This window comes from Acinetobacter sp. YZS-X1-1, assembly GCF_000804305.1.
Classification (GTDB): Bacteria; Pseudomonadota; Gammaproteobacteria; order Pseudomonadales; family Moraxellaceae; genus Acinetobacter; species Acinetobacter variabilis.
Genome location: NZ_JWHB01000037.1, coordinates 1 through 17,148, shown reverse-complemented (window position 1 = coordinate 17,148; position 17,148 = coordinate 1). Strand labels below are relative to the sequence as shown.

At 43.5% G+C, this 17,148-nt stretch carries 17 protein-coding genes; 15 read left to right on the top strand and 2 right to left on the bottom strand.

Going from position 1 to position 17,148, the window contains the following annotated elements; genetic code table 11:
- The first annotated feature begins 100 nt into the window (after positions 1-100).
- Complete coding sequence (pgsA, locus tag RJ01_RS14265) at positions 101-688, top strand: CDP-diacylglycerol--glycerol-3-phosphate 3-phosphatidyltransferase (protein ID WP_034171571.1); 588 nt, start codon at positions 101-103, stop codon at positions 686-688.
- Positions 689-1,457: 769 nt separating this feature from the next.
- On the opposite strand, the gene RJ01_RS14260 is transcribed toward pgsA, so the two are convergent.
- Both RJ01_RS14260 and argH read right to left on the bottom strand, forming a co-directional pair.
- Positions 1,458-1,727 (bottom strand): oxidative damage protection protein, encoded by a 270-nt coding sequence (locus RJ01_RS14260; protein WP_005232563.1) that lies wholly within the window; start codon positions 1,725-1,727, stop codon positions 1,458-1,460.
- A 29-nt stretch (positions 1,728-1,756) separates the two neighbouring features.
- Complete coding sequence (gene argH / locus RJ01_RS14255; RefSeq protein WP_052209108.1) at positions 1,757-3,187, bottom strand: argininosuccinate lyase; 1,431 nt, start codon at positions 3,185-3,187, stop codon at positions 1,757-1,759.
- On the opposite strand from argH, the gene RJ01_RS14250 reads away from it, so the two are divergent.
- The 14 genes from RJ01_RS14250 to trpE all read left to right on the top strand — a co-directional run bounded on the left by RJ01_RS14250 (position 3,178) and on the right by trpE (position 17,053).
- Positions 3,178-4,332, top strand: a complete 1,155-nt coding sequence (locus RJ01_RS14250) for a sensor histidine kinase (protein ID WP_034171570.1) — start codon at positions 3,178-3,180, stop codon at positions 4,330-4,332. The genes argH and RJ01_RS14250 overlap by 10 nt on opposite strands.
- Positions 4,333-4,401: 69 nt before the next feature.
- Entirely contained in the window at positions 4,402-5,142 is a 741-nt protein-coding gene (locus RJ01_RS14245) for a LytTR family DNA-binding domain-containing protein (protein WP_005232557.1), read from the top strand.
- A gap of 114 nt (positions 5,143-5,256) precedes the next feature.
- A complete protein-coding gene (gene hemC / locus RJ01_RS14240) occupies positions 5,257-6,180 on the top strand; it encodes a hydroxymethylbilane synthase (RefSeq protein WP_034171569.1) in 924 nt (307 codons plus the stop codon).
- The gene (locus tag RJ01_RS14235) at positions 6,180-6,947 is read left to right on the top strand and encodes a uroporphyrinogen-III synthase (RefSeq protein WP_034171568.1); all 768 of its coding nucleotides are present in this window, start codon (positions 6,180-6,182) and stop codon (positions 6,945-6,947) included. Before hemC ends, RJ01_RS14235 begins: the two co-directional genes overlap by 1 nt.
- A gap of 7 nt (positions 6,948-6,954) precedes the next feature.
- On the top strand, positions 6,955-7,794 hold the full coding sequence (locus RJ01_RS14230) for a hypothetical protein (protein ID WP_005232548.1): 840 nt from the start codon (positions 6,955-6,957) through the stop codon (positions 7,792-7,794).
- 6 nt (positions 7,795-7,800) lie between these two features.
- Entirely contained in the window at positions 7,801-8,994 is a 1,194-nt protein-coding gene (locus RJ01_RS14225; protein ID WP_005232547.1) for a hypothetical protein, read from the top strand.
- 7 nt (positions 8,995-9,001) lie between these two features.
- Positions 9,002-9,427, top strand: coding sequence for a thioesterase family protein (locus RJ01_RS14220; protein WP_034171583.1), 426 nt, complete (start codon positions 9,002-9,004; stop codon positions 9,425-9,427).
- Positions 9,428-9,580: 153 nt separating this feature from the next.
- A complete protein-coding gene (locus RJ01_RS14215) occupies positions 9,581-9,907 on the top strand; it encodes an H-NS family nucleoid-associated regulatory protein (protein ID WP_104426706.1) in 327 nt (108 codons plus the stop codon).
- Positions 9,908-10,093: 186 nt separating this feature from the next.
- Positions 10,094-10,837, top strand: a complete 744-nt coding sequence (gspN, locus tag RJ01_RS14210; RefSeq protein WP_034171567.1) for a type II secretion system protein N — start codon at positions 10,094-10,096, stop codon at positions 10,835-10,837.
- The gene (locus tag RJ01_RS14205; RefSeq protein WP_034171566.1) at positions 10,837-11,694 is read left to right on the top strand and encodes a type II secretion system protein N; all 858 of its coding nucleotides are present in this window, start codon (positions 10,837-10,839) and stop codon (positions 11,692-11,694) included. Before gspN ends, RJ01_RS14205 begins: the two co-directional genes overlap by 1 nt.
- Before the next feature lie 38 nt (positions 11,695-11,732).
- Positions 11,733-13,982, top strand: coding sequence for a type II secretion system secretin GspD (gene gspD / locus RJ01_RS14200; RefSeq protein ID WP_034171565.1), 2,250 nt, complete (start codon positions 11,733-11,735; stop codon positions 13,980-13,982).
- Positions 13,983-14,044: 62 nt separating this feature from the next.
- A complete protein-coding gene (locus RJ01_RS14195; protein ID WP_034171564.1) occupies positions 14,045-14,704 on the top strand; it encodes an FHA domain-containing protein in 660 nt (219 codons plus the stop codon).
- A 78-nt stretch (positions 14,705-14,782) separates the two neighbouring features.
- Complete coding sequence (gene gph / locus RJ01_RS14190; RefSeq protein ID WP_034171563.1) at positions 14,783-15,451, top strand: phosphoglycolate phosphatase; 669 nt, start codon at positions 14,783-14,785, stop codon at positions 15,449-15,451.
- A 108-nt stretch (positions 15,452-15,559) separates the two neighbouring features.
- The gene (gene trpE / locus RJ01_RS14185; RefSeq protein WP_034171562.1) at positions 15,560-17,053 is read left to right on the top strand and encodes an anthranilate synthase component I; all 1,494 of its coding nucleotides are present in this window, start codon (positions 15,560-15,562) and stop codon (positions 17,051-17,053) included.
- The last annotated feature ends 95 nt before the right edge of the window (positions 17,054-17,148 follow it).

The following is a 17,148-nucleotide window of genomic DNA, read 5'->3' as shown; positions in this document are numbered from 1 at the left end:
TCAAGTCAATTCGTATAAAGTGAAGCGTATTAATGATGGATTAAACCTCGAAAAAAGTGTGCATTTTCATCGTACATGAGGGGAACAATTGGCGGTGTCTATGACTACAGGTCGTATCCTGAATATTCCAAATATCTTGACCTTGGCTCGTATTATCCTGATTCCGGTTTTTTTATTGGTCGCATATTGGCCACCGGCAATCGGATTTAATGAAACCAGTCCTGATGTGACGCGGCATATTATCTTAACGACAATTTTTGTAGTGGCTGCAGTCACTGACTGGTTTGATGGTTACTTAGCGCGTACTCTGAATCAGACCTCTGCTTTTGGTCGCTTTTTAGATCCGGTTGCAGACAAGCTGATGGTCGCTGCTGCGCTTATTGTCTTAGTGCAATGGCAACCTTCGATCTCAATGGCTTTTGCAGCGATTGTGATTATTTCACGGGAAATTACAGTTTCAGCTTTACGTGAATGGATGGCTGAACTCGGTGCGCGTACCAGTGTGGCGGTGTCTACAGTGGGTAAATACAAAACCGCGTTTCAGATGATCGCAATTACGGTTTTCCTGCTGAACTGGCCACCGCTGGAAATGCTGGCTTATGCTTTGCTATATACAGCTGTGGTGCTGACCTTATGGTCGATGTTTATTTACCTAAAAGCAGCCTGGCCATATCTGAAACAGCCTTAATCAATAAAAGCTCCTTGAAGGAGCTTTTTTTATAGCTAAAAATAGAGAATATAAAAATAACAGGCAAAAAAATACCCAGCCTTTGGGGGAAGAACTGGGATGAAATCGGGGGTATTTCTCAGTTATTATTATAGTTATTCAAAGATATCTCATCTTCTTGCTGGTCATTATAGGGAGCGCCTTACACAAAATCATGTGGTTTCTTGTAGCTGAATGTTGTGTTTTGTGAGAGCAATGTATACAGAATTTACAATTGATTATTTTGATACAAATCTAATTGCTTTTCAGTAAGATAATAGCTGCTTAAATTTAAAAAACACGGTAGGAAAATGACAGGTTTTGGGCCTGTTTTTTAGCTCAATAATTTTCGATTTCATGAAAGTTAGAATAGTTTTTAGAGTGCTTTTAAGAGAAATAGAATATCTATAGAAAAAGAATATTCGAGGAGTCTCTTGCCAGGTATTTAACTCATGTTCTGGTGAAGAAATAATTTTCAAATTAAAAAGGGAATTCTTTTTATATGTTACTTTTTATGGCATTCGAAGTGATACCTTTCGCTTAATTTACGTAAAAGAAAAGCTTGAGCTTAGATAAAAAAATTTCCATGTAAGGAGTTTTTTATTCTATGAACTCATAGCTGCTTGTCTTGCGCAAGGGCAGAGCAGGGCTCTTTCCAATAAAAAGAGCCTCAAAAGAGACTCTTTTTAAATGCTTGCCTACGCGGACTTCGTCCTTGTCTTGCGTAAAAAAGAAAAGCAGTGCTTTCTTTTTACTCAGGCTTTAGACCTTCGGCTTTTTCCAATGATTCATCATTGTTAAAGAACTTCTCGCGTTGCTCTTCAAGGAACTTTTTCGCATCCGGTTCAAACACATTTAAACGCTTCTCATTGATCAGCGTGGTCTGGTGTTTCAACCATTCTTGCCAAGCCTGTTTAGATATCGTATCAAACAGTTCCTGACCCTTTGCACCCGGGAATGGTGCAAAGTCTAAACCTTCCATTTCTTGTTGATACTTACGGCAAAAAACTTGTCGAGACATATCAATACTCCAATTTAAAGCGAAAGCAATTAAGCGTAAAGTTTCTCTAGGCGAGCATGCGCACGTTCGATCGCAGCTTCAACCTGTGCAGGTGCAGTACCACCAATGTGATTACGTGCATTCACAGATGCTTCTAAGGTCAGGGCTTTTTCAAATACATCTGCTTGAATCAGATCAGAGAACTGTTGCAGTTGCTCAAGTGTCAGTTCAGACAGGTCTTTACCTTCCTGCACACCTAGAGCTACCGCTTTACCTACAATTTCGTGAGCATCACGGAAAGCCACGCCATTTTTTACCAGATAATCTGCCAGGTCAGTCGCCGTTGAGAAACCGCGAAGTGCAGCTTCACGCATGATTTCAATATTTGGAACCAATGCAGGAATCATGTCAGCGAATGCCATCAATGAACCACGAACGGTATCAATCGCGTCAAATAATGGTTCTTTATCTTCTTGGTTGTCTTTGTTATAAGCAAGTGGTTGACCTTTCATTAGGGTCAACAGGCTCATCAGATCACCATATACACGGCCGGTTTTACCACGGATCAGTTCAGGTACATCCGGGTTTTTCTTCTGTGGCATGATCGAAGAACCAGTGCAGAAACGGTCTGGAATATTCACGAATTTGAATTGAGCCGATGTCCATAGGATCATTTCTTCAGACATACGTGATAGGTGCATCATAATTAAAGATGCCGCAGCATTGAATTCAATACCAAAATCACGGTCAGAAACGGCATCTAAAGAGTTTTCAGCAACAGCTTCAAAACCTAGAAGCTCAGCGGTATAGGCACGGTCAATCGGGTAAGTCGTACCTGCTAGTGCAGCAGAACCGAGTGGCATACGGTTAACACGTTTACGGCAATCAATCAGACGCTCAGAGTCACGTACCAGCATTTCAAACCAAGCCATTAAGTGATGACCAAAAGTCACTGGCTGTGCAGTTTGCAGATGGGTAAAACCTGGCATGATGGTATTGGTATTTTTCGCTGCCAGACCCAGGATGCCTTTTTGCAATTTTTTCAGTAATTCCAGGATCGCATCGATTTCATCACGGACATACAGACGAATATCTGTGGCAACCTGGTCATTACGGCTACGGCCAGTGTGCAATTTTTTACCGGTAATGCCGATACGCTGAGTCAGGCGCGACTCAATGTTCATATGCACATCTTCAAGGTCAATGCGCCATTCGAAGTTACCTGCTTCAATATCTGCTTTAATGGCAGTCAGACCTTCGACAATGTCATCACGTTCCTGTTCGGTCAGTACGCCAACTTTTGCCAGCATAGTTGCATGTGCAATCGAGCCTGCAATGTCTTGTTTATAAAAACGTTGGTCAAATTGAACAGATGCTGTAAATTCAGCAACAAAAGCATCAGTCGCTTCAGAGAAACGACCGCCCCACATACCCGAAGTCTGGGCTTGTGATGGATTTGAGGAATTAGAAGATGTGGTCATGTCGGCTCAATCAGATTAAAAGCAGTAGAACGAAAAAGAGTATAACAAATTCAAAGCCCGTTGCCGAAGTCCAAGTCGATCAATCTTTTACATCTCCGACCGGATCAGTGCAAAGCTCCTATTTTTTTAGCCAGATCGGCAAGCTGCAGTATTTGCTGGAAATGTTTATTGGCGGCAATGTGCTGGCCATGGTCTTGGCCTTGGCAAAAGCAAAATCCTGGCAAGCGCTCAATCTGGCAGATCTGCTTCAATATATGCTGTATATCAACTGGATACTGTTATGTTTTGCAGCGCTAATCGAGCTTTTTCATCAGCATTTTCAGCGCATGGGGATTAAGCTGGCATTAATCTGCGGATTTCTGCTGTTGCAGGCGATTGTTTTGGTGACTACGACCAGTCTGAATGTGCTGACTTATTTTGGCAGTAATTTGAATTTTCAGGGACTGAGTCTGGCAATTGCACTGGAACAGGTCGGCCTACATCTGAGTTTTGGTATCCTATTAGGCATGTTCTGTTTTCGCTATCTGTATTTGCGTGAACAATGGGCGCAGCAGCAGCACAGTGAATTAAATGCACGGATTCAGGCCATGCAAGCCAGGATTCATCCGCATTTTCTGTTTAATAGTCTCAACAGCGTGATCAGCCTGATCAGTATCGACCCGGATAAAGCCGAACAAATGTTGCTGAATTTGTCTCGGTTATTTCGGGCCAGTTTTCAGGAATTGAAGCTGGTCAAGTTGCAGGAAGAAATTGAACTGTGCCAGCGCTATCTGGAGATTGAACAGATTCGTCTGGGAGAGCGTTTGCAGGTCGAATGGAAATTAGAAAACAAAGACTTATACTCACAAGTCCAAATTCCATTATTGACTTTACAACCCCTAGTAGAAAATAGTATTTTCCATGGAGTTGAAAAAATTTTGACAAAGAGTACCATAAGTATATTGATTGAAATCTTGCAAAATCAAATTAATATCATCATAACAAACCCCTATACGCAGGATAATAAAACATTAAAAAAGGGACATGGTATTGCAATTGAAAATGTCAGACAGCGTCTGGAAGCTTATTACGGACCTACGATGACGTTTCAGACTTTCGCCGGTGGAGGGGTGTTTACCACGGTTGTGCAATATCGCTATAAATAAAAAGAAATCAAGGAAATCACAGTTAATTTATAATCAAATGAATAATGTTGACTGGATTAAGGAGGAGAAATGGACGTCCTGATTTGTGACGATGAGCCTTTGGCTGTCGAGCGACTATCACGTTTAGTCTCTCAACTGGGGCATGATGTGGTTGCAACAGCTACACATGGTCGTCAAGCAATTGATCTGGCTCATCAGCATGAACCTGATGTCATCTTATTAGATATTCAAATGCCTGAAATGGATGGTTTGACCTGTGCGCAGCATTTGCGTCAGCTCGACCCAATGCCGGCTATTGTCTTTTGTACGGCCTATGACCAACACGCGCTGGATGCATTCAAGTCTAATGCAGACGGCTACCTGCTTAAACCGGTGATGCAACAGGAATTGGCACAGGTTTTAGAGCATTTAATTAAACTTACCCAAGCTCAAATGAGCCAACTAAAACAAAAAGAAAATATGGAAGAAATCAATATCAGCCGCCATCAAATTGCGGCAAAGACCTATCGCGGGGTCGAATTGGTGCCAGTTGAAAATATCTATTATTTTCTGGCGGATCAAAAATATGTGACTGTACGCCATAAAAACGGCAGTGTCCTGATTGATGAAACCCTGAAGGAGTTGGAACAGGAGTTTGGACATCAGTTCATCAGGATTCACCGTAATGCACTGGTTTCGGTTCACTATCTGGAAGGCTTGGAAGTGGTAAGTTCCGGCCAGTATCAGGTGCGTTGTCGTGAACTGGAAGAGCGTCTGGCGGTCAGTCGGCGTCATTTGCCATTCTTGCGGGAACGGATTCAGAAACTCTAAACGGATCAATGAGTTTGTCTGGACCAGTATTGAAACTTGCATAAATTCGCTTGCATTTTCAAGTGAGCAGGTTAAGTTTAGACTATTATTCTCATTGACTGTTTATTGAAATTTATGAAGACCCTAAAAATTGCTACTCGACAAAGTCCACTTGCGCTCTGGCAGGCGGAACATATCCGTGCACGCTTACAGGACCTGCATGCTGGACTTCAGGTCGAGTTAGTCACTTTTGTTACACAGGGCGATAAAATTCTTGATACGCCATTGGCTAAAATTGGCGGTAAGGGCTTATTTGTAAAAGAATTAGAAGCAGCCTTACTAGATGGCCGTGCTGATCTGGCCGTCCATTCAATGAAAGATGTACCGATGGCCTTGCCTGAAGGCTTATCTTTGGCAGTTATCTGTGAACGTGAAGATCCACTGGATGCTTTTGTCTCAAATACTTATGCCAGTTTTGATGAATTGCCTCAAGGTGCCAAAGTTGGAACTTCCAGCTTGCGCCGTAAAACCCAGATTTTAAAACAGCGTCCAGATCTTGAGATTATCGATTTGCGGGGCAATGTGGGTACACGCTTATCCAAACTGGATGCAGGTCAGTACGATGCAATCATCCTGGCCAGTGCCGGTTTAAAACGCTTGGGCCTTGCAGATCGTATTCGTCATAGTATTGTGCCTGAAGTAAGTTTACCCGCAGTAGGACAGGGTGCATTGGGCCTGGAATGCCGGAGTGGAGATCAAGCGGTATTAGATTTAATCCAGCCTCTATTACATGCAGAAACTGATGCCTGTGTCCGTGCCGAACGTGCCTTTAATGCCTATCTGGAAGGTGGCTGTCAGGTGCCAATTGCGGGCTATGCCACTTTAAACGAAGGTGTCATTTCGATTGAAGGCCGAGTCGGTAGCGTAGATGGCGCAACTTTGCTACGCGCACAGCAAAGTGGAACCATGGCAGATGCAGAACAATTGGGTGTTCAACTGGCCAAAGATCTGCTAGATCAGGGTGCAGGCGAGTTGCTAAAAGCGCTTTATTCAAAATAATGTTGTTCATTAATACCCGTCCGAGTGATCGTGCTGCAAATTTAACGCAAGCCCTACAGACAGCGCAGATTCCGGTGATAGAGTTGCCCTTGCTAGAACTGGTACAGCAGCCTTATACGGATGAGCTGGCCAGTTTATTTAGGCAGCTATCCCAAGCAATACTGATTGTCGTAGTGAGTCCGACTGCTGCCCAGATTGGCATGCAATATTTGCAGCAAGCGGGTCTATCATTGAATGATCTTGGAAGTGTCCAGTGGGTCGCTGTAGGTAAAGCTACCGAGCAGGCTTTAGCAAGCTACGGTATCCAGAGTTATGTGCCTGATGTGGAGACTTCGGAAGGGATGCTGCAATTGCCTGTGCTACAGCAGTTAGCTACCGGATCAACCGTCGCTTTTTGGCGAGGTGAAGGTGGGCGTCAATTTATGATGCAGCATTTAAAGAATCAGCAAATTCATGTATTGAATTTCATTTTATATGATCGTCAGTGTCCGCCAGTGACTTCCGAGATATTAGCTAAACATTTGACGAGTCTTGAAGCTAATCCCTGTTATGCAGTCTTGGTCAGCAGTGAAGCGAGCTGGCTTAACTGGCTAGCCTTGATGCAGCCGTATCCGCATCTCATTAATCGGGCATTGTATTTGGTTTTGGGGCCGCGTTTGGCTGCCATGCTTGGGGAATATCAACAGCAACATCAGGCTGGTTTTCAATTCGCTCAGTTAGAGGACTTAAGCGGATCGACGATTTTGCAGCAGCTACTGATGTACTAGGAAACGCATGAAAAAATTATTCATTGTTTTTTTCATCTTGAGCTTGGCGTGGATTGCCAAGCTGAGCTATGACCTGTTTGGTTTGAATTCAGCACAGACTGAATTGACCCAGAATTTTAAGCAGCTGCAACAGCAGAATACCAATCTGAATGATCAGCTAGTGGCTTTAAAGCGTCAGGTTGCTACGAGCCAAGCAGCAAACCCTGAAACACCGAACAAGGGGACAGTTCAGGATACTCCTGTAGCTGATTTGCAGGATGATCTGCCTTTGGTCGAGCAATATCTGGATCTGGTTGAGTTTGCCTTGCAGCAGCAACAATATGCAATGGCTATGGAAAAGTTGAATCAATTATCCAATCAGCTTGAACATCTAGAACTGGCACCTGCTCTTCTGGGTAGCCTGAATCAGGCGATTGACAAGGATCGGGAAGTCCTTAAGCAGTTCATCAACAATCGTTTAGTACAACAGAATAAATTAAAAGAATTACTGCAACAGATTGATGTTGAGATGGAAAAGGAAATCCAGGTGCAGCATCAGCACCGCGCTACATCCCAAAGCTCATTCTGGCAGCGCTGGATTCAGATTGAATCAGTCGAGAAGCCGAGTGCAGTCTTAATGCAGCGTAATCTGGTCTTAAAAGAAGCTCAGCTGCGTTTACTGATTGCAGAAAATAGTGTGCAACAAGGACAACAGGTAGCTTTCCAGCAAGCCCTGAAAAGTGTGATCGAGGTATTGGCTCAACTTCCAGATGTGCAAAGCAAACAATGGATTCAACGACTGGAGCAAATTAAGGCAGCACCTCAGACGCCTACTCCTCAGCTCAATACGCGTACCCTGATCGGTTAATTGCTTATGAAACAGATTTTACTTGCTTATTTACTGGTTGGTTTGTTGGGCTTAGCAATCTTGAGTGTACTGAGCTATGGTTATGGTGCGGGCTACGTCTATCTGTATTGGCGCGAACTACAGATCCAGACCACTTTCTGGTTTCTGGTGGGCCTACTCATCGCAATCAGCTTCCTGATGCATATGCTGTGGTATGCGACCAAACGTTATCTCAGCTTTAAACGGCGTAAACATGAAACGGTATTCAGCTTTGCACGCCTGCATCCTTATGAGCAGTTAGCTGTGGTTTGGTTATTAAATGCTGCACAGGATCAACGGGATTTTATCCAGCAGTCTTTTAATCAGTCGGGATTGCTCAAGCATATTATTGATGCCCGATTATCTTGGGGACAGCAACAATATAGCGAAGCATTGAGTAGTTTAAATCAGTCCAATCCTATGGCATTTGAACTGGCAGAATTACAGCGAATTGAAATCTATTTATCGCAGCAGGATGGTCAGCAGGCATTAACGCATTTAGAATTTTTAAATCAGCATGAGTTATCCCCTTGGTTAAGACGAGTCAAAACCGCTTATGAGCAGCGTTTAAATGCTTTATGGGGGCAATTTGCCTTACAGTTTCCCTGGTTATATTTACGTTCAACCAAATATGGACATTTAGACCAAGAAGTAAAAAAAATATGGCTGCAGCAATTATTAATAGCTTATGACCAGGCCACTGAAGATGATTTGGAATATTTAAAACAACGTTATCTGGATTTAAAACAGGACATATTTAACCGTGACTATGAAGTCAAGCTATTATGGTTGAAACTGTTATTTAGAATACCGGAAATGAGTGTTGAGCATGAAAGCCTTGCTAAACATTTACTGGAACTCCAATTTAATCAGGATGTATTTTATTTATGGTTCCAGCAGCAGTTATTAAAGCAGTTTCCAGATTATGCAGATATTGAGCAGCAGATCTCAGTTTGGGGTGCAAAATATACTGCACTGCCTATATTAAGTTTTGCCAAATGGCATATTCTGCAGGCAACTGGCCGGGTAGAAGAAGCTCAGCAATTGCTGGATCTCTATCCAGATGACATCCGCATGAGCTATTTGAGAATTAAATCTGTATTGCAGGGAAGAGAGGATTTAATACAGCAGTTAAATGCCGTATTTGAATCGAATGTTAATTTTATCGAAATCAGAATTTGAGGAAATAATGTCAGAATTACAACAATATCCGGTGATTTATTCGCAAACTGTTGCATGGGGAGACATGGATGCGTTTGGGCATGTTAATAATGCCACGTATTACCGTTATATAGAAAGTGCCCGTTTGGCTTATTTGGGTAAATTAAATATTTTTGATGAAGATATTTTAACAGTGGTGGCTTCGAATCAATGCCGTTATTTAAAACCTGTAGTTTATCCAGATCAATTAAAAGTGGCAGCACGAATTGATGAAATTCGGAATAGTGCAGTCAGAATGCATTATTTATTATGGAGTGAACAGCAGCAAAGTATCGTGGCCACTTCAGAAGCAGTAATTGTATGTTTAAATAAAAATATGCAGAAAACTGAAATACCTGAACATATTCGAGAAAAAATAAAAGCGCTGGAATTAACTGTACAACATGCCATTTAATATTAGTGTTTCATCTCTAATTTAATGATTAATTTTGTAATGACCTTTAAGTTTATTGTTATACATTTAAAATTTTATATTGAATATTACACTTAATATAAATATGATGGGTCCGTTATTTATTAAAAGAAATAATGCTATTTATTGGAGAACATGATGCCAGACATTACAAATTTATCAGTTGAAGAGTTAAAACGTTTACAAGCAGAAGCTGAGTCTTTAATTGCTTTGAAAAAAGATCAGGAAATTGAAGATGCTTATCATCAGGTATTGGAAATTGCCGATAAGGTAGGCTTAACGATTGAACAGCTTCTTGAATTTGGTGCTTCTAAACGTAAAAAAACTGCACGTAAGTCTGTAGAGCCACGTTATCGCAGTAAAAGCAATCCCGAAGACACCTGGACTGGTCGCGGTAAACAGCCACGCTGGTTAGTTGCTGAATTAGAGAAGGGCGCAAAACTGGAAGATTTTGTAATCTAATCCTTCTGCCTTATTATTCATCATCAGGTTATTTACAAACGGCCTGTGATTGATCAACCAAGCACATCCTGCTTGGTTTTTTTATGCCTATGAATTGGCGTCAGAGAAAAAGTGTGCATAATGTGATTATAAAATGACAAAACTATAAATTTAGGGGTTTCGATTGGATAGGTTGGTCGTGGCGGGATGAGCAATAAGCCGAAAACATTAAAATGGTTGATATTTGCAATTCTAGCCTTTTTTGTCTTTGTAATTCTGCAAGTTCCTGCAGCTTGGTTAATTTCAAAATTTTATAAGAATAATCAGGTCTTACATAATGTAAGCGGGAATATCTGGCAGGGAAGTGCGGACTGGAAAAAAGGTAATCTTCGGGGAAGTCTGAACTGGCAGGTTCGTCCTTTGGACCTGTTGTTGCTGAGATTAGGGGCGAATATTGATCTGCATAGTGGTAATACCCAGTTTTCGGGTGTGATGGGCTATGGTCTGAATAAAACTTTAACCGTCAAAAATCTTGAGGGACAACTTGCACCTGAAACTTTAAAGAAGATGGCTGACTGGCAATGGCCAACCAACCCGATTCAGTTTAAAGAACTTGATTTTAAATATAAAAAAGAGCAAGGCTTTAGCCATGTAGATGGCCAGATGCAGTGGAGCGGTGGTGAGCTCATTTACACGTTTGCCCAGCGTCAGGAGCGTATGAATGTGCCAGTTCTGAGTGGTCAGCTATCCGATGAGAATGGTCAGTTGCTGCTGGACGTGCGCGACAATCGCGATCAACGTATGTTGAATATTAAACTGGATCCAAGCCTGATGCTGGATATTCAACTGACACAGCGCTTTTTACTCAATGCCCCTTCTTATATCGGTAAAGCTGGACTGGATACTTATGTGATTAGTACCCGTCAGCCTTTAATGGGGGGCTTCAACTGATGGCAAGCCCACTTGATTATTTTAAAAATATTGATTTGAAACAGACAGAGCGTATCGCTCCAATTTTACTGTTTCTGCTGATTCTGTATTTATGCTGGAAATTGGCTGCTTTATTCTGGCTTCTGGTGGCTCCACCACAAGCGATGCAGATTGATCAGGTAGAACTGGGATCACAACAGGCTCAAGTGCCGAACATTAGTGCCTTTTCACTATTTCAGGAAAATACTTACGCAACGAATACTGCTGAAACTGCCAATATTGTCTTGCAGGGGGTTGTGGTAGCGAGCCCAAGCTATAACTCTTCAGCAGTCTTGAAAATTAATGACCAGTCTGACCGTTATCGGGTCGGAGAAGTATTAGGGAATAGCGGTTTTACGCTGGCTGAAGTGTATTGGGACCGGGTGATTTTGCGTAAATCAAGCGGTGCTACCCAAGAAATCCTGTTTAAAGGGCTGGAAAATGGTTTAAACCAGCCAATCGTGCCGGATACCTCAGCAGCATCTTCAAATTCGATGCCTCCAATACATACGGAAAGTGGTATGCCCGAACAACCTTCGCCACAGAGTGAAATCAATCGGGCCATCCAGCAGATGCAGGAAAATAAGGACCAGTACTTGCAGAATATGGGGGTAAGTGCAGCAGAGGGTGGTTATGAAGTCACTTCACGGACACCGGCTGCACTGCGTAATCGCTTGGGATTAAGACCGGGAGACCGGATTTTGTCTTTGAATGGTCAGACCCTGTCACAGGGACAAACCGAAGCACAGTTACTGGAACAGGCTCGACGTGAAGGTCAGGTCAAACTCGAAATAAAACGTGGTGATCAGGTGATGACCATACAACAGGATTTGAAGTGATGTGTCATCACGCATAGGGTTAGGAAACACAAAAGTTTATGGCTTTATTTAATAATAATCGATCAGCATGGGCATTCTGTGTGGCCGCACCATTGGTTGCTATGGTCAGTACGGCAGGTTATGCGCAAACCTGGAAAATCAATCTTCGGGATGCAGACTTAACCGCCTTCATTAATGAAGTGGCGGATATTACCGGTAAAAATTTTGCGGTAGATCCCCGGGTTCGAGGCAATGTCACGGTCATTTCCAACAAGCCACTGAATAAAAATGAAGTTTATGACCTGTTTTTAGGGGTCTTGAATGTCAATGGTGTGGTGGCCATCCCTTCAGGAAATACTATCAAGCTGGTTCCAGACAGCAATGTCAAAAGCTCCGGGATTCCTTATGATGCACGTCATCGTGCGACTGGTGACCAGATTGTCACACGTGTGATCTGGCTGGAAAATACCAATCCGAATGACCTGATTCCAGCCCTGCGTCCGTTGATGCCACAGTTTGCCCATTTGGCTGCCGTTCCGGGCACCAATGCACTGATTGTGTCGGACAGGGCGACCAATATCTATCAGCTGGAAACCATCATCCGTAATCTGGATGGCACGGGTCAGAATGATATTGAAGCCATTAGCCTGCAATCCAGCCAGGCCGAAGAAATGATCGAGCTGATTGACTCTATGGCAGCAACAGGTGCAGCTAAAGATTTGCGTGGTTCGCGGGTGAGGGTCATGGCAGATGTGCGTACTAACCGGATTCTGATTAAGGGTGATCCGGCAACACGCAAGCGCATTCGTCAGATTATTGAAACGCTGGATGTGCCTGCAGCAGACCGTCTGGGTGGCTTAAAAGTCTTCCGTTTGAAATATGCCAGTGCCAAGAATCTTTCGGAAATTTTGCAGGGATTAGTGACAGGGCAAGCAGTCAATACTGGTTTAGATAATTCTTCTTCTAGTTCGTCTTCATATAATTCGACTAATAACCTGAATAACAATAATACCACTAGCTCAAACAGCTTAGGTGCATCCAATATTCAGCTAAATACTGGCATGAAAACCGAGCAGGGCGGAATTAGCAGCTTTAATGCCAATGGTGTCAGCATTATTGCGGATGCCACACAGAATTCTCTGGTGGTTAAAGCAGACCCGCAACTGATGCGTGAAATCGAATCTGCCATTGATCAGTTAGATGTACGCCGTCAACAGGTTCTGATTGAAGCTGCAATTATTGAAGTAGAAGGGACAGATGCGGATCAGTTGGGTGTGCAATGGGCCTTGGGTGATATCAGCAGCGGAATTGGTCTGATCAATTTTGATAATTTTGGCACCAGCCTGAAAAATATTGCAGCGGGTTATCTTACTGGCGGTGGTACAGGTGCAGCGAGTACCGTAGGCGCAGGCAGTTCGCTAGTGATTGGTGATTATCGTGAAGGCAGTGATGGTTCACGCCGTTTATACGGCGCGATGATTCAGGCTTTAAAAGAAACCACCAAGTCTAATCTGCTGTCTACACCGTCGATTGTGACCATGGACAATGAAGAGGCTTACATCGTTGTCGGTGAAAATGTACCCTTTGTGACAGGTTCAGTTTCTACAGGAGCCGCAGGTGTTGCCAATCCTTATACCACCATTGAGCGTAAAGATGTCGGCGTAACCTTAAAAGTCATACCGCACATTGGTGAAGATGGTACGGTACGTCTGGAAGTTGAACAGGAAGTTTCAGATGTAAAAGCTAATAAGGGTCAAGCGCAAGATCTGGTCACTAGCAAACGTGCGATCAAAACCTCGATTCTGGCAGAACATGGACAAACGATCGTATTAGGTGGCTTGATTTCGGACAATACCAGTTATGGACGCCAGGCAGTACCAGGTCTGGGAGCAATTCCAGGGGTGGGACGTTTGTTTCGCTCAGAAGGTAAGTCTAATCAGAAACGTAACTTATTGATCTTTATCCATCCAACGATTGTGGGGGATAGAAATGAAGTGCGTAAACTGACGCAGCAACGTTATGGTCAACTCTATAGCCTGCAATTGGCACTCGATTCAGACGGTAATTTTGCCAAGCTACCGGAAAGTGTTGAAGATGTGTATCAACAGCGTATTCCAGTTTCCAAGACACCACTGACGAATTCGTCCTACCAGAATGTTCCGAGTGCGCCAACGCCGTCAGCCGCAGCAGTGGCTACACCGGTAGCAATTGAGCCGGGGATTCAGCGACAAGTGGTAGAGCAGCCAGTCCAGCAGGTTGAAAAAAGTAGAAATACCGTTACAACAACCACACTTAGACCCAAAAGCTAGACCATTCGCATTTGCATACAGCATGTTATGATAATGCCAAAGAAAATAGAGAAGTAGATTTCATGACTTGGAAAATACAGGCAATTACCGATGACTTGACCGGACAGGAAATAGCAATCGACCGTGACATGCTGGTAGGGCGTCATCAGGCGGCTGATATTGTGCTGCAGGCTGCGGAAATCTCGCGAAAGCATGCTGCTTTTCTACTGAAAAACGATGCACTGTGGGTACAGGATCTAGGCTCATCTAATGGCACTTTCGTGAATGACTTGCGTATTGAGCAGGAAACGCGATTAAAACAAGACGATGTAGTCCAGTTTGCCAGCTTGAAATTTCTGGTTCTTGAACCTGTAGCGCCTGTTGAAGTGGCGCCAGAAGTTGAAGAAACAGCAGAGCAAGTGGTTGAAGAAATCGAAACGGTTGAGAAAACCCCTGCCCAGCAGATGAATGAGCAGGGCATTCCAGAATTGAAAGAGCGTGATGCTTCAGTCAACTTGACCCGTGATGGTATGCCAACCAATGTCGGTATCCCAAAACCTGCGCCTATTGCTGAGGGTGTAGACCTGAGCTCGGTTAAGCCAGAACCAGCCCCAATTCCGGTGGAACAGCCTGTTTCTCGTGTAGAGCAGGAAAAAGAAGCACAGAAAAATGCATCTATTGGACTGATTTCACTGATCGTTCTGATTATTTTGGCGATTATCGCCTGGGTGTTGTTTAAATAAGCCCATGATTGGTTACAATCAAGGCATGCATTACGCATGCCTTTTTTATGGCTGCAAATAAAGAAAATGAGGGTCAGGATGTCAATTGCACAATTGGAACAACGTAAGCTGATTTTATTCGATCTGGATGGCACCTTGGTGGATTCAGCCCATGATCTGTATCGGGCCATGAATATGAGCCTGAATGTCTTGCAGCTACCACTGGTGACTGAGGAACAGGTACGGGTCTGGATCGGTAAAGGAACGTCCAAGTTCTGTGAAAGTGTACTCCAGCATCTGGTGGGAGAAGTATTACCTGCCCAGCATCAGGAATTACTTACGACGTTCCTGGAAATTTATAATGCCGATCCTTGTGTAGATACCAAGCCATTTGATGGAATTATCGAGTTTCTGGAATGGGGTAAGGCTAATGACAAAAAACTGATCTGTGTGACCAATAAACCAGAAGAACCGGCACGCAGTATTCTGGATATCCTCGAAATGGCGAAATACTTTGATGACACTATTGGTGGTGATCGCTTTGCCGAGCGTAAGCCAGATCCGCGTCAGTTGTTGCATTGTGTGGAACATTATAGTGTGACCAAAGATCAGGTGCTGATGATTGGTGATTCGGTCAATGACATTGAAGCTGCGCGCCGTGCGGGTATAGATTGTATTGTAGTCAGCTATGGCTATAATCATGGTGAAAATATAGCAGACTGTGATCCTCAAGAAATTGTCGATGATCTACGTGAGTTGCTTGCTTAAATAGGGTACGAAGGAAATAAGATGAATAGTTGTAAGGTTTTTCGATGGCGTCGCTCAGTCCAATTCCATTTTCATACTGAGTAACTCCAATTTAAAGAGAAAAACCGAATGACAACTTCAGCTCAATTCCAGCAACTTGCATCTCAAGGCTACAACCTGATTCCTGTATACCGCCAGCGTCTAGCCGATACAGATACTCCTTTATCTATCTTTGCCCGTCTGAAACAACACCAACAGGCTTATCTGTTCGAATCTGTCGAAGGGGGAGAGAACTGGGCACGCTATTCAATTATCGGTCTAGGTGAATCCACTGTATTCTCCTGTAATGCGGGTGAACTGACTGTTCAGCATCCAGATGGCTCTATTGAAAAACAGCACTGTGCCGATCCATTCCAGTATATCCGTGACTTTCAAGCACTGTTTAAAGTACCTACTCAGGTGGAACTTCCAGCCTTACCAAACTTTACTGGTGGTCTTGTCGGTTATTTTGGTTATGACTCAGTACGTTATATCGAACCTAAGCTAAAAAATGTGCCTGAAGCCGATCCTGTAGGCTTGCCAGATATCTGGATGATGCTGTCCAAAACCGTCATCGTATTCGATAACCTGAAAGATACCCTGTTCCTGATTGTACATGCCGATGCAATGGATCCGGCAGCTTATGACAAAGCACAGCAGCAGCTGGATGAGCTGGAAAATATTCTGGCGACACCGGTAAGCCTGAAAGCAGAAAAACATACAGCACCGCATTTTGAATCTTTAACTGGACATGACAACTTTATTGCCTCTATTGAAAAGGTAAAAGAGTACATTCGTGCCGGAGATGTGATGCAGGTCGTGCCAGGTCATCGTATGGTTTCTGATTTCGATGGTGAGCCTTTACAGGTCTATCGCGCATTACGTCACCTTAATCCATCGCCTTATTTGTTCCTGGTACAAGGGCAGACCCTAGAAAACAATATGCCGTTCCATATTGTGGGTTCTTCGCCTGAAATTCTTTCTCGTCTGGAAAATGGCATTGCGACTGTTCGTCCACTGGCGGGTACGCGTCCACGTGGCAAGACCAAAGAAGAAGATCTGGCACTGGAAAAAGATTTGCTGTCTGATGAAAAAGAAATTGCCGAGCACTTAATGCTGATTGACCTGGGCCGAAATGATGTCGGTCGTGTATCCAAAATCGGTAAAGTACAAGTCACTGATCAAATGGTGATCGAACGTTACTCGCATGTGATGCACATTGTGTCGAATGTACAAGGTGAAGTACGTGATGATGTCGATGCACTGGATGTTTTTAAGGCAACTTTCCCTGCGGGAACACTTTCTGGTGCGCCAAAAATTCGTGCCATGGAAATTATTGACGAAGTTGAGCCAGTAAAACGCGGAATTTTTGGCGGCGCTGTCGGTTATTTAGGCTGGCATGGTGAAATGGATATGTCGATTGCCATTCGTACCTGCGTGATTCGTGAAAATAAGGTCTATGTTCAGGCGGGAGCAGGGCTGGTTGCGGACTCAAATCCTGAGTCAGAATGGAATGAAACCCAAATAAAAGCTCGCGCAGTGATCAAAGCGGTTGAATTATCATCAAACGGATTGATTTTGTGAGTTTTTGGCGTTTTTTTTGAAAAAAACACTTGCACGGATTCTAAGTTTTGCTAAACTGCACACCGTTCCGATACGAAACGTACGAAACACTAAGA

Coding starts and splice junctions, on each gene's coding strand:
- gph (WP_034171563.1), top strand. CDS start 14,783: ATGTCAATTGCACAATTGGAACAACGTAAGCTGATTTTATTCGATCTG.
- RJ01_RS14215 (WP_104426706.1), top strand. CDS start 9,581: ATGATGCCAGACATTACAAATTTATCAGTTGAAGAGTTAAAACGTTTA.
- RJ01_RS14230 (WP_005232548.1), top strand. CDS start 6,955: ATGAAAAAATTATTCATTGTTTTTTTCATCTTGAGCTTGGCGTGGATT.
- RJ01_RS14235 (WP_034171568.1), top strand. CDS start 6,180: ATGTTGTTCATTAATACCCGTCCGAGTGATCGTGCTGCAAATTTAACG.
- argH (WP_052209108.1), bottom strand. CDS start 3,187: ATGACCACATCTTCTAATTCCTCAAATCCATCACAAGCCCAGACTTCG.
- gspN (WP_034171567.1), top strand. CDS start 10,094: ATGAGCAATAAGCCGAAAACATTAAAATGGTTGATATTTGCAATTCTA.
- RJ01_RS14225 (WP_005232547.1), top strand. CDS start 7,801: ATGAAACAGATTTTACTTGCTTATTTACTGGTTGGTTTGTTGGGCTTA.
- RJ01_RS14220 (WP_034171583.1), top strand. CDS start 9,002: ATGTCAGAATTACAACAATATCCGGTGATTTATTCGCAAACTGTTGCA.
- pgsA (WP_034171571.1), top strand. CDS start 101: ATGACTACAGGTCGTATCCTGAATATTCCAAATATCTTGACCTTGGCT.
- RJ01_RS14260 (WP_005232563.1), bottom strand. CDS start 1,727: ATGTCTCGACAAGTTTTTTGCCGTAAGTATCAACAAGAAATGGAAGGT.
- hemC (WP_034171569.1), top strand. CDS start 5,257: ATGAAGACCCTAAAAATTGCTACTCGACAAAGTCCACTTGCGCTCTGG.
- trpE (WP_034171562.1), top strand. CDS start 15,560: ATGACAACTTCAGCTCAATTCCAGCAACTTGCATCTCAAGGCTACAAC.
- RJ01_RS14245 (WP_005232557.1), top strand. CDS start 4,402: ATGGACGTCCTGATTTGTGACGATGAGCCTTTGGCTGTCGAGCGACTA.
- RJ01_RS14205 (WP_034171566.1), top strand. CDS start 10,837: ATGGCAAGCCCACTTGATTATTTTAAAAATATTGATTTGAAACAGACA.
- RJ01_RS14250 (WP_034171570.1), top strand. CDS start 3,178: ATGTGGTCATGTCGGCTCAATCAGATTAAAAGCAGTAGAACGAAAAAG.
- RJ01_RS14195 (WP_034171564.1), top strand. CDS start 14,045: ATGACTTGGAAAATACAGGCAATTACCGATGACTTGACCGGACAGGAA.
- gspD (WP_034171565.1), top strand. CDS start 11,733: ATGGCTTTATTTAATAATAATCGATCAGCATGGGCATTCTGTGTGGCC.